Origin of the sequence: Yoonia sp., assembly GCF_017854415.1 — a bacterium.
GTDB lineage: Bacteria > Pseudomonadota > Alphaproteobacteria > Rhodobacterales > Rhodobacteraceae > Yoonia.
The window spans coordinates 1-16,503 of record NZ_JAFMHR010000070.1 but is presented as its reverse complement, the minus strand read 5'-3'; the positions used below and the strand labels follow the sequence as shown (position 1 = coordinate 16,503).

Genomic DNA, 16,503 nt, shown 5'->3' with positions numbered 1-16,503 from the left:
GCCAAGTCAGGATATTGGTCATGCGAGGTACTCCGCTCGGGGACGCAAATCAGTTATGTCGAACTAGGGAAGGTGTGGTCGAAAAAATAGGCGATATAATAGCGCCGCCACTGGGCGACAGCGGCGGCGCTATATCTAAGTTGTAGGTACTAGTTGGCGATGAAACCGCCAACAAAGTTGTCAGCGCCTACGTTTCCGCCAGCGTAGCCACCGACTTCGGTCGGCACATCAGCAGCAACACCGCCGAAGAAAGAACCGTCCAGCTGAATATCTGTGGCATAGTCGTTTCCACCATTGTTCAGTGTGCCGATAAGTTCGCCCGCAATTACGTCGTCATTAGGATCAAGACCTGCATCAGGCAGAATTGTGCCTCCATTCAAGGTGAGTAGACCCGTATAGGCACCTTTTGTTTCGTGCTGAAAACCTGTGGCACTCCCGGTGATAGCTCCGTTATCGTCGGGATCAAAGTCTACATTGAGCGTTAACTCGCCAATGAAACCGTCGCCATCCAAAAGACCGCCAACATACCCTGTGTATTGCGCCGTGGCGTCGTCTGGCAAATCGTCGCGTTCATCCGCAAGCGACTCGCCAGTATCAAGGTTCACTATAGTATCTGCCATTGCTGTGGCCTCGGCACTCAAGGTCGCGAAACTCTTGGGTACGTTGGTACCGGAGTCATCGTTGTCATTGCTGGCGCAGCCAGCAGCCAGCGCAATCGCCCCGGCTAGTGCTACGTGCATAAGTGGATAAGTCATTTTCTTGTTCTCCTTAATGCGTGTCTGTTGCGGCGGTCTGCCAGTGCCGTGCAAAAAGCCGACTGATTGACGACCGCCACAAACGTTGGGTTCAGTTGAGGATGACCTACGCCACGGCCATAGGTTCGATTGGATCGATGAAGTCGATAAAGTCGTTTTGATCGATCTCAGCTTGGGTGACGCCGCGCAAAATCAGGCTATCGCTGCCGAAACTGATCTGAACCGAACTGCTGCCACGATAGTCGGCGAAGGTCAGATCTTCGTAGGACATCCCGTCAAGTGCGATGACGTCGACACCGTCTTCGAAGTCATAGACGAAGTCTCTGGACCCGCCGACGGCAAGGACGAATTCGTCCGCACCAGTGCCACCAAAGAGCCGGTCGTATCCGGCGCCACCGTCCAGCACGTCATCGCTTTCAAGGCCGTAAAGGTAATCGTTGCCGGCAAGTCCCATAATGTAATCGCTATCAGCGGTTCCAACCAAGATGTCGGCATCTGGTGTGCCTGAAACTACGTTGATTTCGGGCTCGACCGGCGGTTCATCGGGATCGTCATTGTCTTCTTCGGCCCCTGGGGTTAGGGCAAGGATATCACCTTCGATGTCCAGTTCCTCGGTCACGCCTTCAAGGACAGCGACCTGCACAAAGCCCTCTGCAGTGTCGGCACCATCGCGGTCGACAGAAATCACAAGATTGCCATTAACCACTTCTTGTAAAACGGTCTCATCAAAGGTGGTGTCGTTCACGCCCAGCCCGATCAGGCCCAACGTATCCAGCCCAACTGTAAAGTCGATGATTGTGCTGCTGGTAAGCGCGCCGCCATTGGACGAACCATAGCTGACCACGAACAGATCACCGCCATCGCCACCGGTCAGCGTGTTGTCGCCAAGACCAACCAAATAGTCAGAACCGGTTGTACCGACGAACGCTTCACCACGTGCAATGAATGGAATTTCTTCGTAGTTCATCAGCAGTTCAGTGCTGTAGATCGTCGCAGGCTTGATGTCGCCCTTAATATAAACGGCCATATCGAAGTCATTGGAGTAATTCACCCCGTTCTCGGACACATCGCCAGACTTGTTCTGCCAGCCAGCGCTGATCGACAGTGGTGATACTTCAGTACCCCAGTCGAGCAAATTGATGACTGTCTGCGTGTCGTCCCCAACCTCGTATTTCACTTCGTCTTTGGTTGGTGGTGGAACATCGCTAGGGTCCAAGGGGATGACGACTGATGGTAAGTCCTGACCGTATTTGTCAGGCTGTAGACGCCAGCGTGGGCCGGAATCGCCATCTGTAAGTGGGTCCGTATCGGCCTGAAACGGCTCGCGATCCATGGTTGTATACCACGCAACGGTAAAGCCCTCGGCGCCGTCAGACGCGCCTATCTCACCCATGTCGCTCGCGGCCCACTCATCGGCCAGTTTTGAATCCTTCAGGATTGTGCCCGCAGGATAGAGCGTTCCGTCACCAGCATAGTAGGGTAGAGTTGTTTCCCAAACCGTGCGGCCGGGCTCGTCATTATAGTCTGTAGTGATCTTATAAGTCGGCAATGTCCCAATCGCGGCCTCGTTCTCGTAATCTTCAGGCCGGATTTGATCATTGGGGTTGTTGGTTAAGGTGTGAAGGACCACCAGTTCGGCCGCCGTGATCTGGAACAACTTGCGCAATTCTGTTTCGTCGGTGCCAACCAGAGTGTCCACGTCCTCAAATGCGCTCCACTCGTCGGGTAGATCAAGCGTGGCTTCCACACGGACGTCATTGGGCTTTTTGATCGTGTTGCCCCAGCGGTATAGCAGCTTGCCATCGTCCTTGAGCGTGACCGAATAATCGGTGCTTACGGCGATGTTTTCGTCAATCTCTGTCTCGTTGGGTTGCAACACGTCTTTGATGTCAATGACGCCGTCGCCGTTGATATCGCCTGCGCCGTCTGTGAGCCCTTCAAGTTGAGTAATGACGTCGCGCACGGCAACACCGTCGTAGTAACCACCAACAACAAACAAGTTGTTATCAAGCGGATAAAGCGCGGGTGTGCCATCGGCTGCCAGCGGAATAATATCGCCGTCATCGTCATAATCGCCGTCATTATTTGCGTCAAAACCGGGCATGACCTGATCCGACAGAACATTTTGCATGGTGACGTAATGTTCGGTGCTGGCCTTTACGGTTGAACCGCCAAGACCGGCCAGCCACGTGCCAAAGACGGCAGGCGTCTTGAATGTTTCCGTGGGCGAATCCGAAATCACCAGACCGATGACCTCGTCGCCGTCGATCTTGTTGCCCGCCCAACCTTCGGCGTAATCGCCATCTAGTTCTTTCTGATCGGCGTTTTCGAAATCCGAGACGTAGAACCCGAATTCACTATCGATCGGATACAAGGTCACTCCGTCAGCATTCTTGGTGCCATTGAGACCCGACTCATCATAGACGGATGAGGAATCTTCCATTGAGCCAATCGTCATACCGCCAAACGTGACGGTGATATCATCAACGCTAAAGGTATGAGAGCTGGTGAAAGTCGGAGCGACGACCGTTATTGGATCTGGAAAGTTTGGATCCGCATCAAAATCATATTCAAAGGCCATTTTTTGTTCCCTCGCAGGTAGTGGTTAAAAGGATGAGTGGCTGTGCTGTGTGCAGTGGTGATTGCTAAGCGGTCACCAAGCCCCTGCACATTTGGACAAATCAATGCCCTGCGATATCCACTCGATTTTTCTAGACAGACAACGCTTCCCCAAGACGGCAGACCAACGTTTCCTCTTCTGTGATTGAGGTTAGGTTCGTTGGAAAAGCGGGTGATTGATTTTTGTCAAAGCGCGATACATCTCATAAAAGAAATTCTTTATTCGGGCCCTGATCGTGGCTTTGCCCGAGGCAAATCAAGCGCTCGGGCAAAGCTGGCGCAACAATACTAGCCGTTGGTATTTCGGTTCTGGTTGCGATTCTGGTTGTTGTTCTGGTTCTGGTTTTGACCGTCGCCTTGGGTATCGTCGTCGCCCGGGTCTGTATCGCCAGGATCAGTATCGCCCGTGTCCGTCACGGTTCCGGTTGCAGCCTGGCCATCAGACGTCATGCCGTCAGTGTCCGGCACATAAATGCCGGTGACAGGCGTGGCCCCACCGATAACCGCACAAAGTGGCAACTCTTGAGTGTATGCCCCACCAATGGGAACATCAGCCGGGCGGCACGATGGATTGCCGAATTTGTCAAAGACAGGCTCTGCGTAGATCACAATTGGCTGAGTTGGAGGTTGGGTTGCACACCCACTCAACGCCAAAGCAGATCCAACGCAAAGCATACTAAAAATGGTTGTTCGTTTCATTTCGTTTTCCCTTATGAAAAGTGGTTTTCTCGAATTGTTACAGCGGGGTGTGCTTCGTTCCCGCTAGAGAAGTGGGCAGCATATCCATGCCCATTTTGATCAGCTTGCCAGTCTCTGCGGTGTACTGCTCAAATGCCTTTTCGATGAAATCGAACTGCGCTTTCTGAAGTTCTTCAGCGTCGCTGCAATGCAATAAAGCATGCTGCGTTTTGACGTCCTCTTTGATGCGGTCCGCAACAAAGCTGACGACTTCGCTGTTCATATCCGCCACTGCTTCGAACCATGCGGTACCCATCCAGCGCAACGACCCAAGTCCGGCATCATCAAGTTGACGCATGACAGCTTCGCTTGCACCAGTGGCACTATCAGTCGTTTGTGTTTCTGACGTCTTTTTGGCCATGATCGGCTCCCTTCATCCATGATTGTTTCAGGGGTATTTTAGCCGCAGCAGCCAACCTGGAATTGACATCTATCAAGGCCGCTCATGCGCAAATGGTCGATTGCGGTGTTATGGAAACTGACTTGACCAAAGGTCTGACGCACAAGCAGGCATTGGCGCTGCATGAAACGCACGGATGGAACACGCTGCCGCAGGTGGCGGGGCCGTCGCCTGTGCGGATCTTGCTGCGGCAGTTTAGTAATGTGCTGGTGGTCATTTTGATTTTGGCCGCCACGATTGCTTTTGTCGCGGGCGAACGCATTGATACAATTGCGATCGGTATCGTGATTTTGCTGAACGGCGTCTTGGGCTTTGTACAAGAATGGCGCGCAGAGAACGCGCTGCAATCGTTGCGCAGTATGTTGTCTCCACAGGCGACTGTATTGCGCGATGGGCGGCAAATGGTCATCGCCGCGCGTGATCTGGTGCCCGGCGATATCATAATAGTGGCAGCAGGCGACCGTGTACCTGCAGATGCCGATGTGATTGAACAGACGACGTTGTCAGCCGATGAAAGCGCCCTGACAGGCGAATCAATGCCAGTCGCAAAAGATGGTACTGCGTCTGTGCTTTTCATGGGCACCAATATCGTTGAAGGGCGCGGTATGGGGCGGGTTAATGCGATCGGGACCCAAACCCGCTTTGGGCAAATCGCAACGCTAACCAGTTCGGTTGCGCATCGTCCGACCCACCTGCAAAACCAACTGCGTCGACTTGCTGCGCAACTTGGGCTTGTTGCCTTGACCGTCGCCGCATTGATCTTGGTGGTTGGTGTGTTGAGCGGACGTTCGGTATCAGAAATCTTCATGACCGCGATATCTTTGGCGGTCGCTATGGTACCAGAGGGGTTACCGGCTGTCGTCACAGTTACCATCGCGCTGGGCGCTGCCGCTTTGGTCAAAAAAAATGCGCTGACACGCAGGCTGCAAGCGGTCGAAACGCTGGGCGCCGCATCTGTGATTTGTACAGACAAGACCGGCACGCTGACTGAAAACAAAATGACGGCGACCCAAATATGGACCCCGCAGGGCAGCTATCTGGTGACTGGCACGGGCTATGATCCGTCTGGCCACATTGCACGCAATAGCAAAAAACATCGCGCGTCCAATGATCCGGAGCTTGCCGCCTTGCTTGAGGTTTGCGCGGGCTGCAATCACGCGACCTTGCAACATAATCCACAGGGCTGGTCGATGATCGGCAGTCCGACCGAAGGCGCATTGCTGACCCTTGCCTACAAAGGCTGGGCCGCTCTGCCGGACACTCAAGGTATCATCGCTGAATTGCCTTTTAACAGCGAACGCAAAAGAATGAGCATTCTGCGCGACACTCCCCAAGGCCCAAAGGTACTAACCAAGGGCGCACCAGAACGGTTGCGTGAACTTTGCACAGCGATCCAAGGCCCTGATGGCCCGGAACCGCTGACCGAAGAAGGACGCGCATTAATTGCGGCGGCTTACTCCGACATGGCTGCACATGGGCACCGTGTGATTGCTCTGGCTGCATCTCCGGCGTCGGGGGAAACGCTGAACGAAGACGCTTTGGTGTTTTTGGGGCTTGTGGGCATCATCGACCCGCTGCGTCCCGAGGTGCCCGCTGCAATCGCGCTTGCGCATGCTGCAGGCATGCGGATCATTATGATCACTGGTGATAGCCCTGTCACCGCACAGGCCATTGCCAGTGCGATTGGTCTGCACCCCGAAACAGTAATGACCCACGATGAACTGGCTGTGCGATCCGACACAGAACTGTCGCACGCTTTGGACCGGGATATGCTGATCGCGCGCGCACAACCTGCCGACAAGATGCGCATTGTCGCCTTGTTGCAGGGCAAAGGGCAGATTGTGGCAATGACGGGTGACGGGGTGAATGACGCACCCGCGTTGGAACAGGCCGATATCGGGATCGCGATGGGGATCAGAGGAACCGATGTGGCCAAGGATGCCGCTGATCTGGTTCTCTTGGATGATAACTTTGCCACTATCATCACCGCGATCCGCGAAGGGCGGCGGCAGTTTGATAATTTGCGTAAATTCGTGCGCTACCTGTTGTCGTCTAACGCGGGCGAGGTGGTTGCCATTTTGTGCAACATTATCGTTGGTGGTCCTCTTATCTTTTTGGCCACCCAGATCTTGTGGATGAACCTGGTAACCGACGGCTTGACGGCTGTGGCTCTTGGGATGGAAAAACCAGAAGCCGGTCAGATGGAAGAACCGCCACGGGCGATCGACACCCCGATCCTTGGCTGGTCGGGTGTCGCGTTAATCGCAGTCTTTGGCCTGTATACCGGCCTGTCCAGCTTGTGGATATTTTGGAGTTTGCTACCCGTAGATGAAACGCTTGCGCGCACAGCGGCCTTCTCGGCGATGGTGGTGTTTGAGAAATCCAGCGTCTTTGCGTTTAGGTCATTACGCGCGCCTTGCAGCCATATTGGTTGGACCAGCAACCCATTTCTGCTGGTCGCACTTGCGATCTCATTGGGCGCGCAGGTGGCCGCGGTATACTGGGCACCGTTGCAAGCACTGCTGCACACTACACCACTCGGCGTGGGCCATTGGCAGATGATTGGTCTTTTCACACTGCCGCTGATCATCGTGCCCGAGCTGTACAAAGCCATATCTATGAAAAGGAACTCCAATGACACTTGAACATGGGCACGCACCGGATGAAATCGCGGCACGTCTTGATCAGCAATCAGGCAGTGAACGGTTGCGCGACGCAATCTTTGGCGGAATTGATGGGACCGTGACAACCTTTGCTATTGTCGCAGGTGTGCAAGGTGCGGGGCTTTCTGCAGGGGTCATTGTCGCACTTGGTCTCGCCAATGTGTTGGCTGACGGGTTTTCAATGGCCGCAGGTAATTATGCTGGCACCAAGGCTGTGGCGGATGACCGTCGCAGGCTTTGGGATGTCGAAGAACGCCACATTCGCGAAAACCGGCAAGGTGAATTGGACGAGCTTGACCAAATCCTTGCGCGCAAGGGGCTACGCGGTCAGGTGCGGCAAGAGGCGCGCAATATGATCAGCGAGGATAAAGATCAGTGGATTTCACTGATGTTGACTGAGGAATACGGGCTGCCCCCCGTGGATGCACGTCCCATTCGCGCAGCGATTGTGATCTTTGCGGCATTCGTAGCCGCAGGGCTGTTGCCGCTTTTGCCCTACCTGATAGGGCTGGCACCCGCATTTTCATGGTCGATCGTAATCTCTGGACTGACATTCTTTGGGATCGGCACAATCAAGTCACAGTGGTCTTTGATCCCTTGGTGGCGATCGGGAATTGAGACGCTGTTGATTGGTGGCGTCGCTGCCAGCCTCGCTTTTGCCGTCGGTCGGCTGTTTCATCCCTAGCACGCGATCACCAAATGATCTGCTAAACCGCCAGAACATCACCTAGATGTGCTGGCAATTGGTCAAGCGGTAGATGCGTTAAATCCTTGGGGATGTCGGCGCGCAACACTTTGCGCAGCGCTGGCGTTAGCTGGTCACGCAAAACCCCCAACATAGCCGGTGGGGCAATCAGTATGAACTGCTGGAATGTATCAGCGGCCCTTGCCGCATCCAGAAAATCCACGATTTTTTCAGCAAATGCGCGGGTTGCCTGCGCTTTTAGATCGGGTTCAGTTATCCCGCCACGATTGGGACCGGCGGGGGCATAGGTCATGCCTGGGGCGTCCGACAATTCCGATAAGGGCGGGGCATGTAGTCCTTGGGCGCTTTGTCCGTAGACGCCTTTGTTGGGACCATCATTAACGACAATCCGGACAGATTGGGCATCGGCTAATACAATCCAAGTTTTATTCGGTTTCATGTGGGTGCTCCTGCTGGCTTAAGTACTGCTCTAAGCAAAGACCGCGCATGGTTGTTTGATTTTTCTCAATGGTAGCGCTGTGTCACGTCGAAGAACGTGGGACGTTCTGTGCGCAAGGCTTATTGGCTGTCTGACCTTGCCAATTTCCTATCAGCACTTTGGGACGAAGATTGAGCCGCCAAATCGTGCACATCACATGTGAACGAATACCCGATGCCCCTGATTGTCGAAATCAGCTTGGGTTCCGATGGATAGCGTTCGATCTTTTTACGCAGGCGGGCAATCTGGTTGTCGATCGTCCGGTCCAGTGGTGCGTATCTATGACCACCGATCAAATCCATAAGCTGTTCGCGCGATAGCACCCTTTTGGGGCGGGTCAAAAACACCTCAAGCAATTTGAATTCACCGCTCGTCAGTTCGACCTGATTGCCGTCGCGATCCCGTAATAACATTTGCTCCGGAACGGCTGACATCCCGTCGAATTGCCATGTCCGGCTTGTGGTGGGGGTCGGTTTGGGGTCCGCCTGATCGCGGGTGCGGCGCAGAACCGAATTGATCCGGGCCACAACTTCGCGCAAATGAAATGGCTTTGTGATGTAATCATCCGCACCGATCTCGAGCCCGACAACCCGGTCAATTACGTCATCTTTGGCCGTGATCATGATGATCGGCACTTTGGATGTCGCTCTGATCGCCCGCGCAATATCAAGGCCGTCATCCCGACCAAGGTCCAAATCAAGTGTTATTAAATCAACCGATTCGCTTTCAAGAACGTTCAATGCGCTTCGTTTATCGCCAGCTTCGCGCACACTACCACCTGCGCCTTCAATGAAGCGGCGCAATAAAGTTCTGATCTTTGGATCGTCATCTATGATCAAGATTTTAGAGTTTTTCATGAAGTAACCCACCGATTTTCTAGAAACAACTTGGGTTTTCTAGAGTGCAAATCCTACCAGACAACGCTGCTTGATACAAATTGATACATTTGAATACGTATAAAGCAACTCCCTTGTTACAAGGCGCTCCCAGTTTCTTTTCAACCGTATGAAAGGAAGCTGCCATGTATGTCACCGCAACACTCCCCTTGATGCAGACCCGGAGTATTCCGCCTTTGCGTCCGCGTATCGCACGCCAAAGAACGTTGACCATCAAACCAGGGAAACACCTTTTTCTTGAAGGCGACGCCGCAGACAAGATTTACGAGGTGGCAACAGGTGTATTGCGCCTGACACGGATCATGGAAGACGGGCGGCGGCAGGTGATCGCCTTTGGCTATCCAGGGGATACAGTCGGGTTTCCCAGCGACGGCCGCTATCACACCGATTGCGATGCACTGGTGCCGTCGACGCTTATCGTGCATCGGCGCGCTGATCTTGAAACCGCCAAAGGCGACGCGGCCTTGCATCAGCGCCTGCTGCGGGCCGCTTTGCGTGAAATCAGCGGCATGCAAGATCATTTCATGATGCTGGGCAGAAAGTCATCGGTTGAAAAGCTAGCTTCTTTCTTGCTGGTTCTTACCGATCGGGTCGGCGCCCCTTTGGGCGATTTTGATCAGGTCAACTTGCCAATGACGCGCGGTGATATCGCCGACTTTCTTGGGCTAACAACCGAGACGGTCAGCCGGACTTTTACACAGTTACGCAAGTCCCAGATCATCGCAATTGATCACATCAATACGGTCGTCATCCTTAAACCCACCGCTTTGCGCAGTATTGCGGAAGGCGCCGACTAACCAAGTTCCCCCCCCCACTGCGCGAGGTGGTCAGTCCTAGACTGACACCTCGCGCATTTTTGTTTCTGCGGCCCATCAATCGTCTGTGGATGGGGTGCGCATATCAAGTTCCAAAGCAGGATCAGGGTCAGGAACGATCAGTGCCAGTGTCCCGCCAGTCATCGCACCTACCCCAAGCAAGACCAGCGTATAGTTCACGACCCAGCCGATGAACGGAATAAAGTTCAGGACGGCGACAACTATAATTGCAATAGCGACAGTCAGCAGTTTCAGGGCCATGGATGGGTCCTCTGGCCCGTCAAAAGCCAACAGAACACGTCGTGCAATTGCGTATGCAGCCAAAAGATAGCCCAGCGTCCAAGCCACCAGAATGAGCAACAAGGCAAATGGGACAAACGGCAGCCCAATGATCGTAAGTGCCGTCACCGGAACCATCCCGAACAGGGCAGAAAGCCCGAAAATGCCCAACAAAAACGACTGTAGTGGCTGGCGAATGACCCGCAGGCGCAGCTTATCGACCCGCTTGGGTGCGAATGTCAAAAGGATCGCAGCAAGCACCAACAGGAAAATCGCCGAAATCAGAAATGCCGAAAACATCGACAGCCAAACAGGCAGCATCGGCATGTCAACACTGTCCCAGCTGCGGTCAAACTCGCGGTATAGCTCGCCGCTGTCCCAGTCCTCTAACGTGATCCGCGCGGCGGGTATCACGCGGGCCGGAACCGCAACGTCGTCATCAGCCGACAGGGTCAGATTGCCATCAATCCGCGCCTCTGGACCGAACGTCACTGTTTCGGCAACGATCCAAGCGTCGCCAGAAATGGGTGCGTTCAGATGAACTGTGCCGCCGAAGGCCGTTAACGCCCCGACAACTGGCCCATCAATGGTTAGCGTGCGACCAAAGAAACGCAAATTGCCTTGGGTAATCGCATTTGCGGTGCTGCGCACACTGAAACCTGCGGCGGTCGTATCTTGGCCGACAGTCGCGCCAACCGTCACTGAACTGCCCGCGGCATAGACATCGCCGCCGGTTTGGGTGGTGATGTTGACGTCATATCCAGCTGCGTGAATATCGCCGCTGGTCGTGCCGCTGGTTGTCACCACGCTGCCCGCCGCAAAAACGTCGCCAGTGGCAGCGAGCGTTTCTGTAACGGCTTCGCCTGCGGTATAGGTATCACCGCCGTGAACGCGAGACACTTGTTCTGCCGATATGGGCACCGTCGAAAGCGTCAGACAGGTGAGCGTCGAGATCAAAAGATGTCGCATGTGCTGTTTCCTTACAAAGATCATGTTGCGGCCCTTTGTAATGCGCACGCCAACACCGCGATTGAGCAATATCAAAACCACCCCGGCGAACGCGCGCTAGACACAAAGCGACACCACAATAATTGGAGTACTAATTATGACCCTGCGCACCATTCTCGTCTGTTTGACAAGTGCCGCTTCAGCACCGAGCCTGCTAAAATCAGCTTCGGTCCTGGCTCGGCGTGACAACGCACATGTGATCGGACTGTATGTCACGGAATCGCTGGTGATTTATCCTGACATTGCCATGCACATCCCTGAAACGACGTTTCAGGACTTTGCGGCAAGCCAGAAGGCCCACGCAAAAGAAATCAAAGTGATCTTTGATGCGCACGCCAAGGCAGAGGATTTTCCACATGAGTGGCGCTTGATGAATAGTGACAGCGGATTTCTGGCCGATAGCATCATCGCATGCGCGCGCAGCACTGATCTGGTTGTGATGCCACAACGGGATGACGGCGAAGACCGTCCATTGATCAACAACCTGCAAGAACGCGTGATCAAGGAATGCGGCCGTCCGGTTTTGGTGATCCCATTCGATTTCGTCGCAGAAACGCTTGGCGAAACTGTTGTTCTGGGCTGGAGCGAAACGCGCGAAGCTACCAGAGCCGTGCATGATATGCTCAACGTCGTTAATCCAGACGCCAAAGTCAGAGTCTTGCGCATTGGCAACGCCCCCGCCGATACATTGGCCGATTACAGTGCGAATGATCTTGCAGCAGCGCTTGCGCGCCACGGCCCGCAGGTCGAAGTCGTGCACCGCGAAAAAGACGGGGACAAGGTCGCGGATGTTCTAATGCACGAAGCATTCGAATATGGCGCTGACATGCTTGTCTCTGGTGCCTTCGGGCATTCGAGGACCTATGATTTTGTGATTGGTGCAGCCACCAGAGCGTTACTGAATGACGCAAAACTGCCGGTTCTGTTTTCCAAGTAGGCCACGTCTGCCCAAATAGGCAGATGGTCTGATGCGCGTTTTGCCATTGTGCCTTGTTCCACCCCTGCATCCACAAGATGCAGGTTGTGGGACAAGGCCACGCGGTCTAAAGCCGCAATCGGACGGCGTGCGTGAAAACTGCGACCGGGTGTGTGCAAGCAAAAGCCGTCTTGCAAAGCTTCAAACCCGCGTTTGGGTGCCCATTCGTTCATGTCCCCGATGATTACGACACGCTCTGATGCGCCAAACTGTGATGCAATTTCTGCCAATTGCTTGCGGCGCGAGCTGCGCAAAAGTCCCAGATGCACACCTATTACAGTCAGGCCATCTTCCAAGTGTACCGCAACCGCACCGCGGGGTTCCGCGCCTGGCAGGGAAATCCGGCTGACCCCAGCGACACCAACGCCGCGCCGCACAAGCACCGCGTTCCCGTGCCACCCCAAACTGACATCGTTCACCGCCAGCGGCATCACGTCAAAATCCGTCGCTCTTGCGATCAGATCATTGGGAATAGCTGTCGGACGGTTTCCCAAGCGCATGTCCACCTCTTGCAAGGCAACGACATCGGCGTCCAGTCTGTTGATGACATCAACAACGCGGCCCGCATCGCGACGACCGTCAAGGCCGCGTGCCTTGCGAATGTTATAGCTTGCGATGCGCAGGTGTGGGTGCTTGATTGCGAAGGCCATGACCGTCATATAGGTACTTGAAGCCTTAAAAATAGGGTCCCCACATGAAATTCGCGCAACTTCGTCAACAAGGGTACTTTGTACGAGGCCTTTGGGCGTTGCTGATTTTGTCTGCTATCGCCGCCGCATTTGACGGGCGCTGGTCGTTGACGTTTGTGGCAATTGCCGCATTGGGACTGTCGTTTGCGCCACTGTTTCTGGCCAGCCGCTTTGATATCACGCTTCCCCTACCCTTTGTGGCGGCAATCACCATTTTCGTGATTGCGTCAATTTTTATGGGTGAAGCATTTGATTTCTATGAGCGCGTTTGGTGGTGGGATATTGCCTTGCATGCATCATCGGCAATCGGGTTCGGATTAATCGGGTTTGTCTTTGTACTGATGATGTTTGAAGGCGACCGCTTTGCCGCTCCGCCTTGGGCGATGTGCCTGATGGCGTTCGGGTTGGCCGTCACGGTTGGGGCATGTTGGGAAATCTTTGAATTTCTGATGGACACGTGGTTTGGCTTCAACATGCAGAAATCAGGGCTTCTTGATACGATGGGGGATCTGATCGTTGACGTCATAGGTGCGGCGTTTGCAAGCTGGTTGGGCTATGTGTATTTGCGCGCAAAGGATCCGTCGTTCTGGACGTGGCCAATTCGCCAGTTTGTCACCCTTAACAAGCGGCTGTTTCGCAAGCACAAGTAAGTGTGGCTTAGGGTCGGGATGCTTCAAGCATGGCTAGCTTGTGGGCAAGGGCATCGCGCTCTTCAATCAGGTTCAATACGAGCGCCACACCTTTGAAGTTTAGGCCTAGATCACGCATCAACCTTGATGCTTTGCGGGCACGGGCGATGTGGGGTGCTGTGAATTCCCATTCAGGCGCCGTTTGTGTGATCGGTGTGACGACCCCGTGTTCGACTAACGATATGACCCATTGTGCGTTTGTATCGCAAAACATCGTTAGCTCTGAAAGGGATAGTGTTTCAACCAAGTCAACTCTGGAGCCATGGCGCGTTGCTTTTTTCATGACTGATATTCCTCGTCTGGATTGGGGGACGCGCTGCCGTTCGCAGGAATTTAGCGGTATTCCGCGTACCTGATGATGGGCTATGTCAACCATCGCGTCGCCTTGTCTCATTTCAAATTACACTAGCTGCGACGAGCGACAGCCGATTGACTAATCTCAATCCCGGTATCCCCGGTTGCTCCTAGACTAAGGGCGAATGACACAAGAGGTATCTCATGAATAATTATACATTTCTTGCCCTACAGGGCCCAGACGGTACGCGTGCCGACCTCGCCCCGCTGGTGGATGCCGCCCGGGTGCAAAACGGGCGTCTAAGTGTGATGCATATCGGGCCAGTGCCGATTATGGTCTATTCGATCGGGGCGGCCCCATATGCTGCGCCCATCATCCCCGAAGGCTGGTTGGGGCAACGCAACGAGATGGCAGAAGTACTGGCCGTCAAACAGGCTGACACGCGCGAATACCTTCAAAACGAGGGGATTACCGGCGAGGTCAGCACATTGTGCGTCGAACCCGCGGCCTTGCACGATTTGGTCGCGATCCGTGCCGTGTTTGCTGATATGTGTGTCGTGCAAAACAGCCTGCGCGATAACGAGACTGCCTTTAATAATATCCTCTATGGTTTGTTGTACGAAGCCCCCGCGCCGGTCATGCTTAACGTAGACAAAGCTGGCAAAGCACTTGCTGCCGAGAATGTATTCATTGCATGGAACAGCAGCTTGCCAGCCGCACGCGCCGTCCATGCAGCTTTGCCAATCCTAAAAGCCGCCAAAGAAGTTACGATCGCATGCTTTGACGCTGACCCGTCCAAATGGGCAGATGGCGATAACCCCGGTGCTGATTTGGCAACTTGGCTAAGCCATCATGGCTGTAAGGTTACCGTGCAGGAATACGCGACCGGGCGCAAAAACGTCGCCGACGCGATTATTGAACGGGCCCACGAATGCACTGCCGATTTGGTTGTTATGGGCGCATATGGTCGCAACCGCTGGAACGAGTGGATTTTTGGTGGAACAACCCAACATATGCTGAACCAACGCGATATCGCTGTCTTGATGACCCATTAGCGTTGCTGGCTTGTTGTGTTAGACCCGTTGTTTTGCTGTTCTGGATAGCCTTGGTAACATTGGCTGGATCGCGGTAGCTTTGGATGACGGATTTAGCATGAACCAAGATAGGGTAAACGCCGCAGAATATGCCCTGACAGCGCAACATCTGGAGATGCTGAAGAAATCTGGTGACCGGCACAAATACGACTTTGGGCACGCGGTCATTGTATCGGGTCCACCGGGGCAAGGCGGTGCTGCGCGCTTGGCGGCGCGCGGTGCGCTTAGGATTGGTGCGGGGCTTGTTAGTGTCTTCTGTGCGCTTGATAGCCGCGCCGAGCAGTCCGCCCGTTTGGACGCGATCATGGTGAAGACATATGAAGAAGGCGCAGATTTCCGCGATAAACTCTCTGCGCTCAATCCGTCAGCTGTTTGCATTGGCCCGAACCTCGGGCTCTGCGATCAAAGCCGCCGGAAACTGGCGGAAACCCTGTCACTCGCAGTGCCGCTTTGCATTGATGCGGATGCAATCACCCTGATTGCGCAAGACCCGGATCTGATCAACGCATGCATTCACGACCAAGTTGTCATGACGCCACATGAAGGCGAATTGCGTCGCCTCATTCCTGCAGCATTCGACAAAACAAGTTGCCGCATGTCACTTGCCAAGATCGCGGCAGATGCGATGAATTGCTGCATACTTTTTAAAGGCCCGGAGACAATCATAGCACGTCCAAATGGCGACTGCGCAGTCGTGAAATCACGTGCGTTTCAAAACACGGCTTGGCTTGCGACGGCAGGATCTGGTGACGTTCTATCCGGTTTCATTACCGGCCTAATGGCGCGCGGCTTTGATGCATTTGATGCCGCAGCTTTGGGCGCAAACCTGCATCTAAGATGTGCCGAAGTTGTCGGTCCAGGCTTGATCGCAGAAGATATCCCAGAGGCATTGCCACGTGTTTTTTCAGGATTGTTCAGTAGTTAGTCACAGAACATACCGTGACAAAGCAAGGGTGTATCCCGACAAATGAAAGGGCGCTTGGAAGTGCGAGACCAAACGACACGCGATGCCTTTTGAAAGATGAAGAACTTGCGATGGTATGATGGTGACAGGAGAGGACCATATTTTCGGACATAACTATTTGGAATCAAACGTTTAGTGTCCGTGTGGTTTTGCAGGATACCCCCAGATGGCCAGTTATTACCAGGTTCGGGTGTAGAAAGAGGACTAATAAGAGCAGCATTTTTTTGCCATTTAGAACATGCGATATCATATTGCGTGCACCAAAATTGCGCGTAAGTTTCCTTGATCGGATTGCTAACTTCCCTAAGCTGAACATCCCTCTGGGACCTGGCCGAAAACCGAGCATCACGATGCTATTCTATCTTGGTGAGAACATGATGAGGATACTTTCAAAACGCCAAGTCAAGGAGTTGGTCTTGTACTCACCGCAACACATCGC

At 53.9% G+C, this 16,503-nt stretch carries 16 protein-coding genes; 7 read left to right on the top strand and 9 right to left on the bottom strand.

Annotated elements, in window-relative coordinates; genetic code table 11:
- Window positions 1-149 precede the first annotated feature (149 nt).
- The 4 genes from QZ197_RS09435 to QZ197_RS09420 form a co-directional block, all read right to left on the bottom strand.
- Entirely contained in the window at window positions 150-755 is a 606-nt protein-coding gene (locus tag QZ197_RS09435) for a hypothetical protein (protein WP_296431658.1), read from the bottom strand.
- A gap of 106 nt (window positions 756-861) precedes the next feature.
- Window positions 862-3,336 (bottom strand): calcium-binding protein, encoded by a 2,475-nt coding sequence (locus QZ197_RS09430; protein WP_296431657.1) that lies wholly within the window; start codon window positions 3,334-3,336, stop codon window positions 862-864.
- Between the two features lie 326 nt (window positions 3,337-3,662).
- Window positions 3,663-3,983, bottom strand: coding sequence for a hypothetical protein (locus tag QZ197_RS09425; protein ID WP_296431656.1), 321 nt, complete (start codon window positions 3,981-3,983; stop codon window positions 3,663-3,665).
- Between the two features lie 127 nt (window positions 3,984-4,110).
- Window positions 4,111-4,473 (bottom strand): phasin family protein, encoded by a 363-nt coding sequence (locus QZ197_RS09420; protein WP_296431655.1) that lies wholly within the window; start codon window positions 4,471-4,473, stop codon window positions 4,111-4,113.
- A gap of 62 nt (window positions 4,474-4,535) precedes the next feature.
- On the opposite strand from QZ197_RS09420, the gene QZ197_RS09415 reads away from it, so the two are divergent.
- Window positions 4,536-7,157 (top strand): cation-transporting P-type ATPase, encoded by a 2,622-nt coding sequence (locus QZ197_RS09415; protein WP_296431654.1) that lies wholly within the window; start codon window positions 4,536-4,538, stop codon window positions 7,155-7,157.
- On the top strand, window positions 7,147-7,860 hold the full coding sequence (locus QZ197_RS09410) for a VIT1/CCC1 transporter family protein (protein ID WP_296431652.1): 714 nt from the start codon (window positions 7,147-7,149) through the stop codon (window positions 7,858-7,860). Before QZ197_RS09415 ends, QZ197_RS09410 begins: the two co-directional genes overlap by 11 nt.
- A 22-nt stretch (window positions 7,861-7,882) precedes the next feature.
- On the opposite strand, the gene QZ197_RS09405 is transcribed toward QZ197_RS09410, so the two are convergent.
- Entirely contained in the window at window positions 7,883-8,320 is a 438-nt protein-coding gene (locus tag QZ197_RS09405) for a host attachment protein (protein ID WP_296431651.1), read from the bottom strand.
- A gap of 119 nt (window positions 8,321-8,439) precedes the next feature.
- Window positions 8,440-9,216 carry a response regulator gene (locus tag QZ197_RS09400; protein WP_296431650.1) on the bottom strand — a complete coding sequence of 259 codons (777 nt, stop codon included), beginning with the start codon at window positions 9,214-9,216 and terminating at the stop codon, window positions 8,440-8,442.
- A 164-nt stretch (window positions 9,217-9,380) separates the two neighbouring features.
- On the opposite strand from QZ197_RS09400, the gene QZ197_RS09395 reads away from it, so the two are divergent.
- On the top strand, window positions 9,381-10,052 hold the full coding sequence (locus QZ197_RS09395) for a helix-turn-helix domain-containing protein (protein WP_296431649.1): 672 nt from the start codon (window positions 9,381-9,383) through the stop codon (window positions 10,050-10,052).
- Window positions 10,053-10,127: 75 nt separating this feature from the next.
- On the opposite strand, the gene QZ197_RS09390 is transcribed toward QZ197_RS09395, so the two are convergent.
- Complete coding sequence (locus QZ197_RS09390) at window positions 10,128-11,318, bottom strand: hypothetical protein (protein WP_296431648.1); 1,191 nt, start codon at window positions 11,316-11,318, stop codon at window positions 10,128-10,130.
- A gap of 136 nt (window positions 11,319-11,454) precedes the next feature.
- Between QZ197_RS09390 and QZ197_RS09385 the strand changes: the two genes are divergently transcribed.
- Window positions 11,455-12,294: a universal stress protein gene (locus tag QZ197_RS09385; RefSeq protein WP_296431647.1), complete on the top strand. Its 840-nt coding sequence runs from the start codon at window positions 11,455-11,457 to the stop codon at window positions 12,292-12,294.
- Here the strand turns inward: QZ197_RS09385 and QZ197_RS09380 are convergent.
- Window positions 12,219-12,983 (bottom strand): endonuclease/exonuclease/phosphatase family protein, encoded by a 765-nt coding sequence (locus QZ197_RS09380; RefSeq protein WP_296431646.1) that lies wholly within the window; start codon window positions 12,981-12,983, stop codon window positions 12,219-12,221. The two genes, QZ197_RS09385 and QZ197_RS09380, sit on opposite strands and share 76 nt — an antisense overlap.
- 44 nt (window positions 12,984-13,027) lie before the next feature.
- Between QZ197_RS09380 and QZ197_RS09375 the strand changes: the two genes are divergently transcribed.
- Window positions 13,028-13,672 carry a hypothetical protein gene (locus tag QZ197_RS09375; protein ID WP_296431645.1) on the top strand — a complete coding sequence of 215 codons (645 nt, stop codon included), beginning with the start codon at window positions 13,028-13,030 and terminating at the stop codon, window positions 13,670-13,672.
- A 7-nt stretch (window positions 13,673-13,679) separates the two neighbouring features.
- On the opposite strand, the gene QZ197_RS09370 is transcribed toward QZ197_RS09375, so the two are convergent.
- Entirely contained in the window at window positions 13,680-13,994 is a 315-nt protein-coding gene (locus tag QZ197_RS09370; protein WP_296431644.1) for a chaperone modulator CbpM, read from the bottom strand.
- A 215-nt stretch (window positions 13,995-14,209) separates the two neighbouring features.
- Between QZ197_RS09370 and QZ197_RS09365 the strand changes: the two genes are divergently transcribed.
- On the top strand, window positions 14,210-15,061 hold the full coding sequence (locus QZ197_RS09365) for a universal stress protein (RefSeq protein ID WP_296431643.1): 852 nt from the start codon (window positions 14,210-14,212) through the stop codon (window positions 15,059-15,061).
- A 97-nt stretch (window positions 15,062-15,158) separates the two neighbouring features.
- Window positions 15,159-16,025 (top strand): NAD(P)H-hydrate dehydratase, encoded by an 867-nt coding sequence (locus QZ197_RS09360; protein ID WP_296431642.1) that lies wholly within the window; start codon window positions 15,159-15,161, stop codon window positions 16,023-16,025.
- Window positions 16,026-16,503 lie beyond the last annotated feature (478 nt).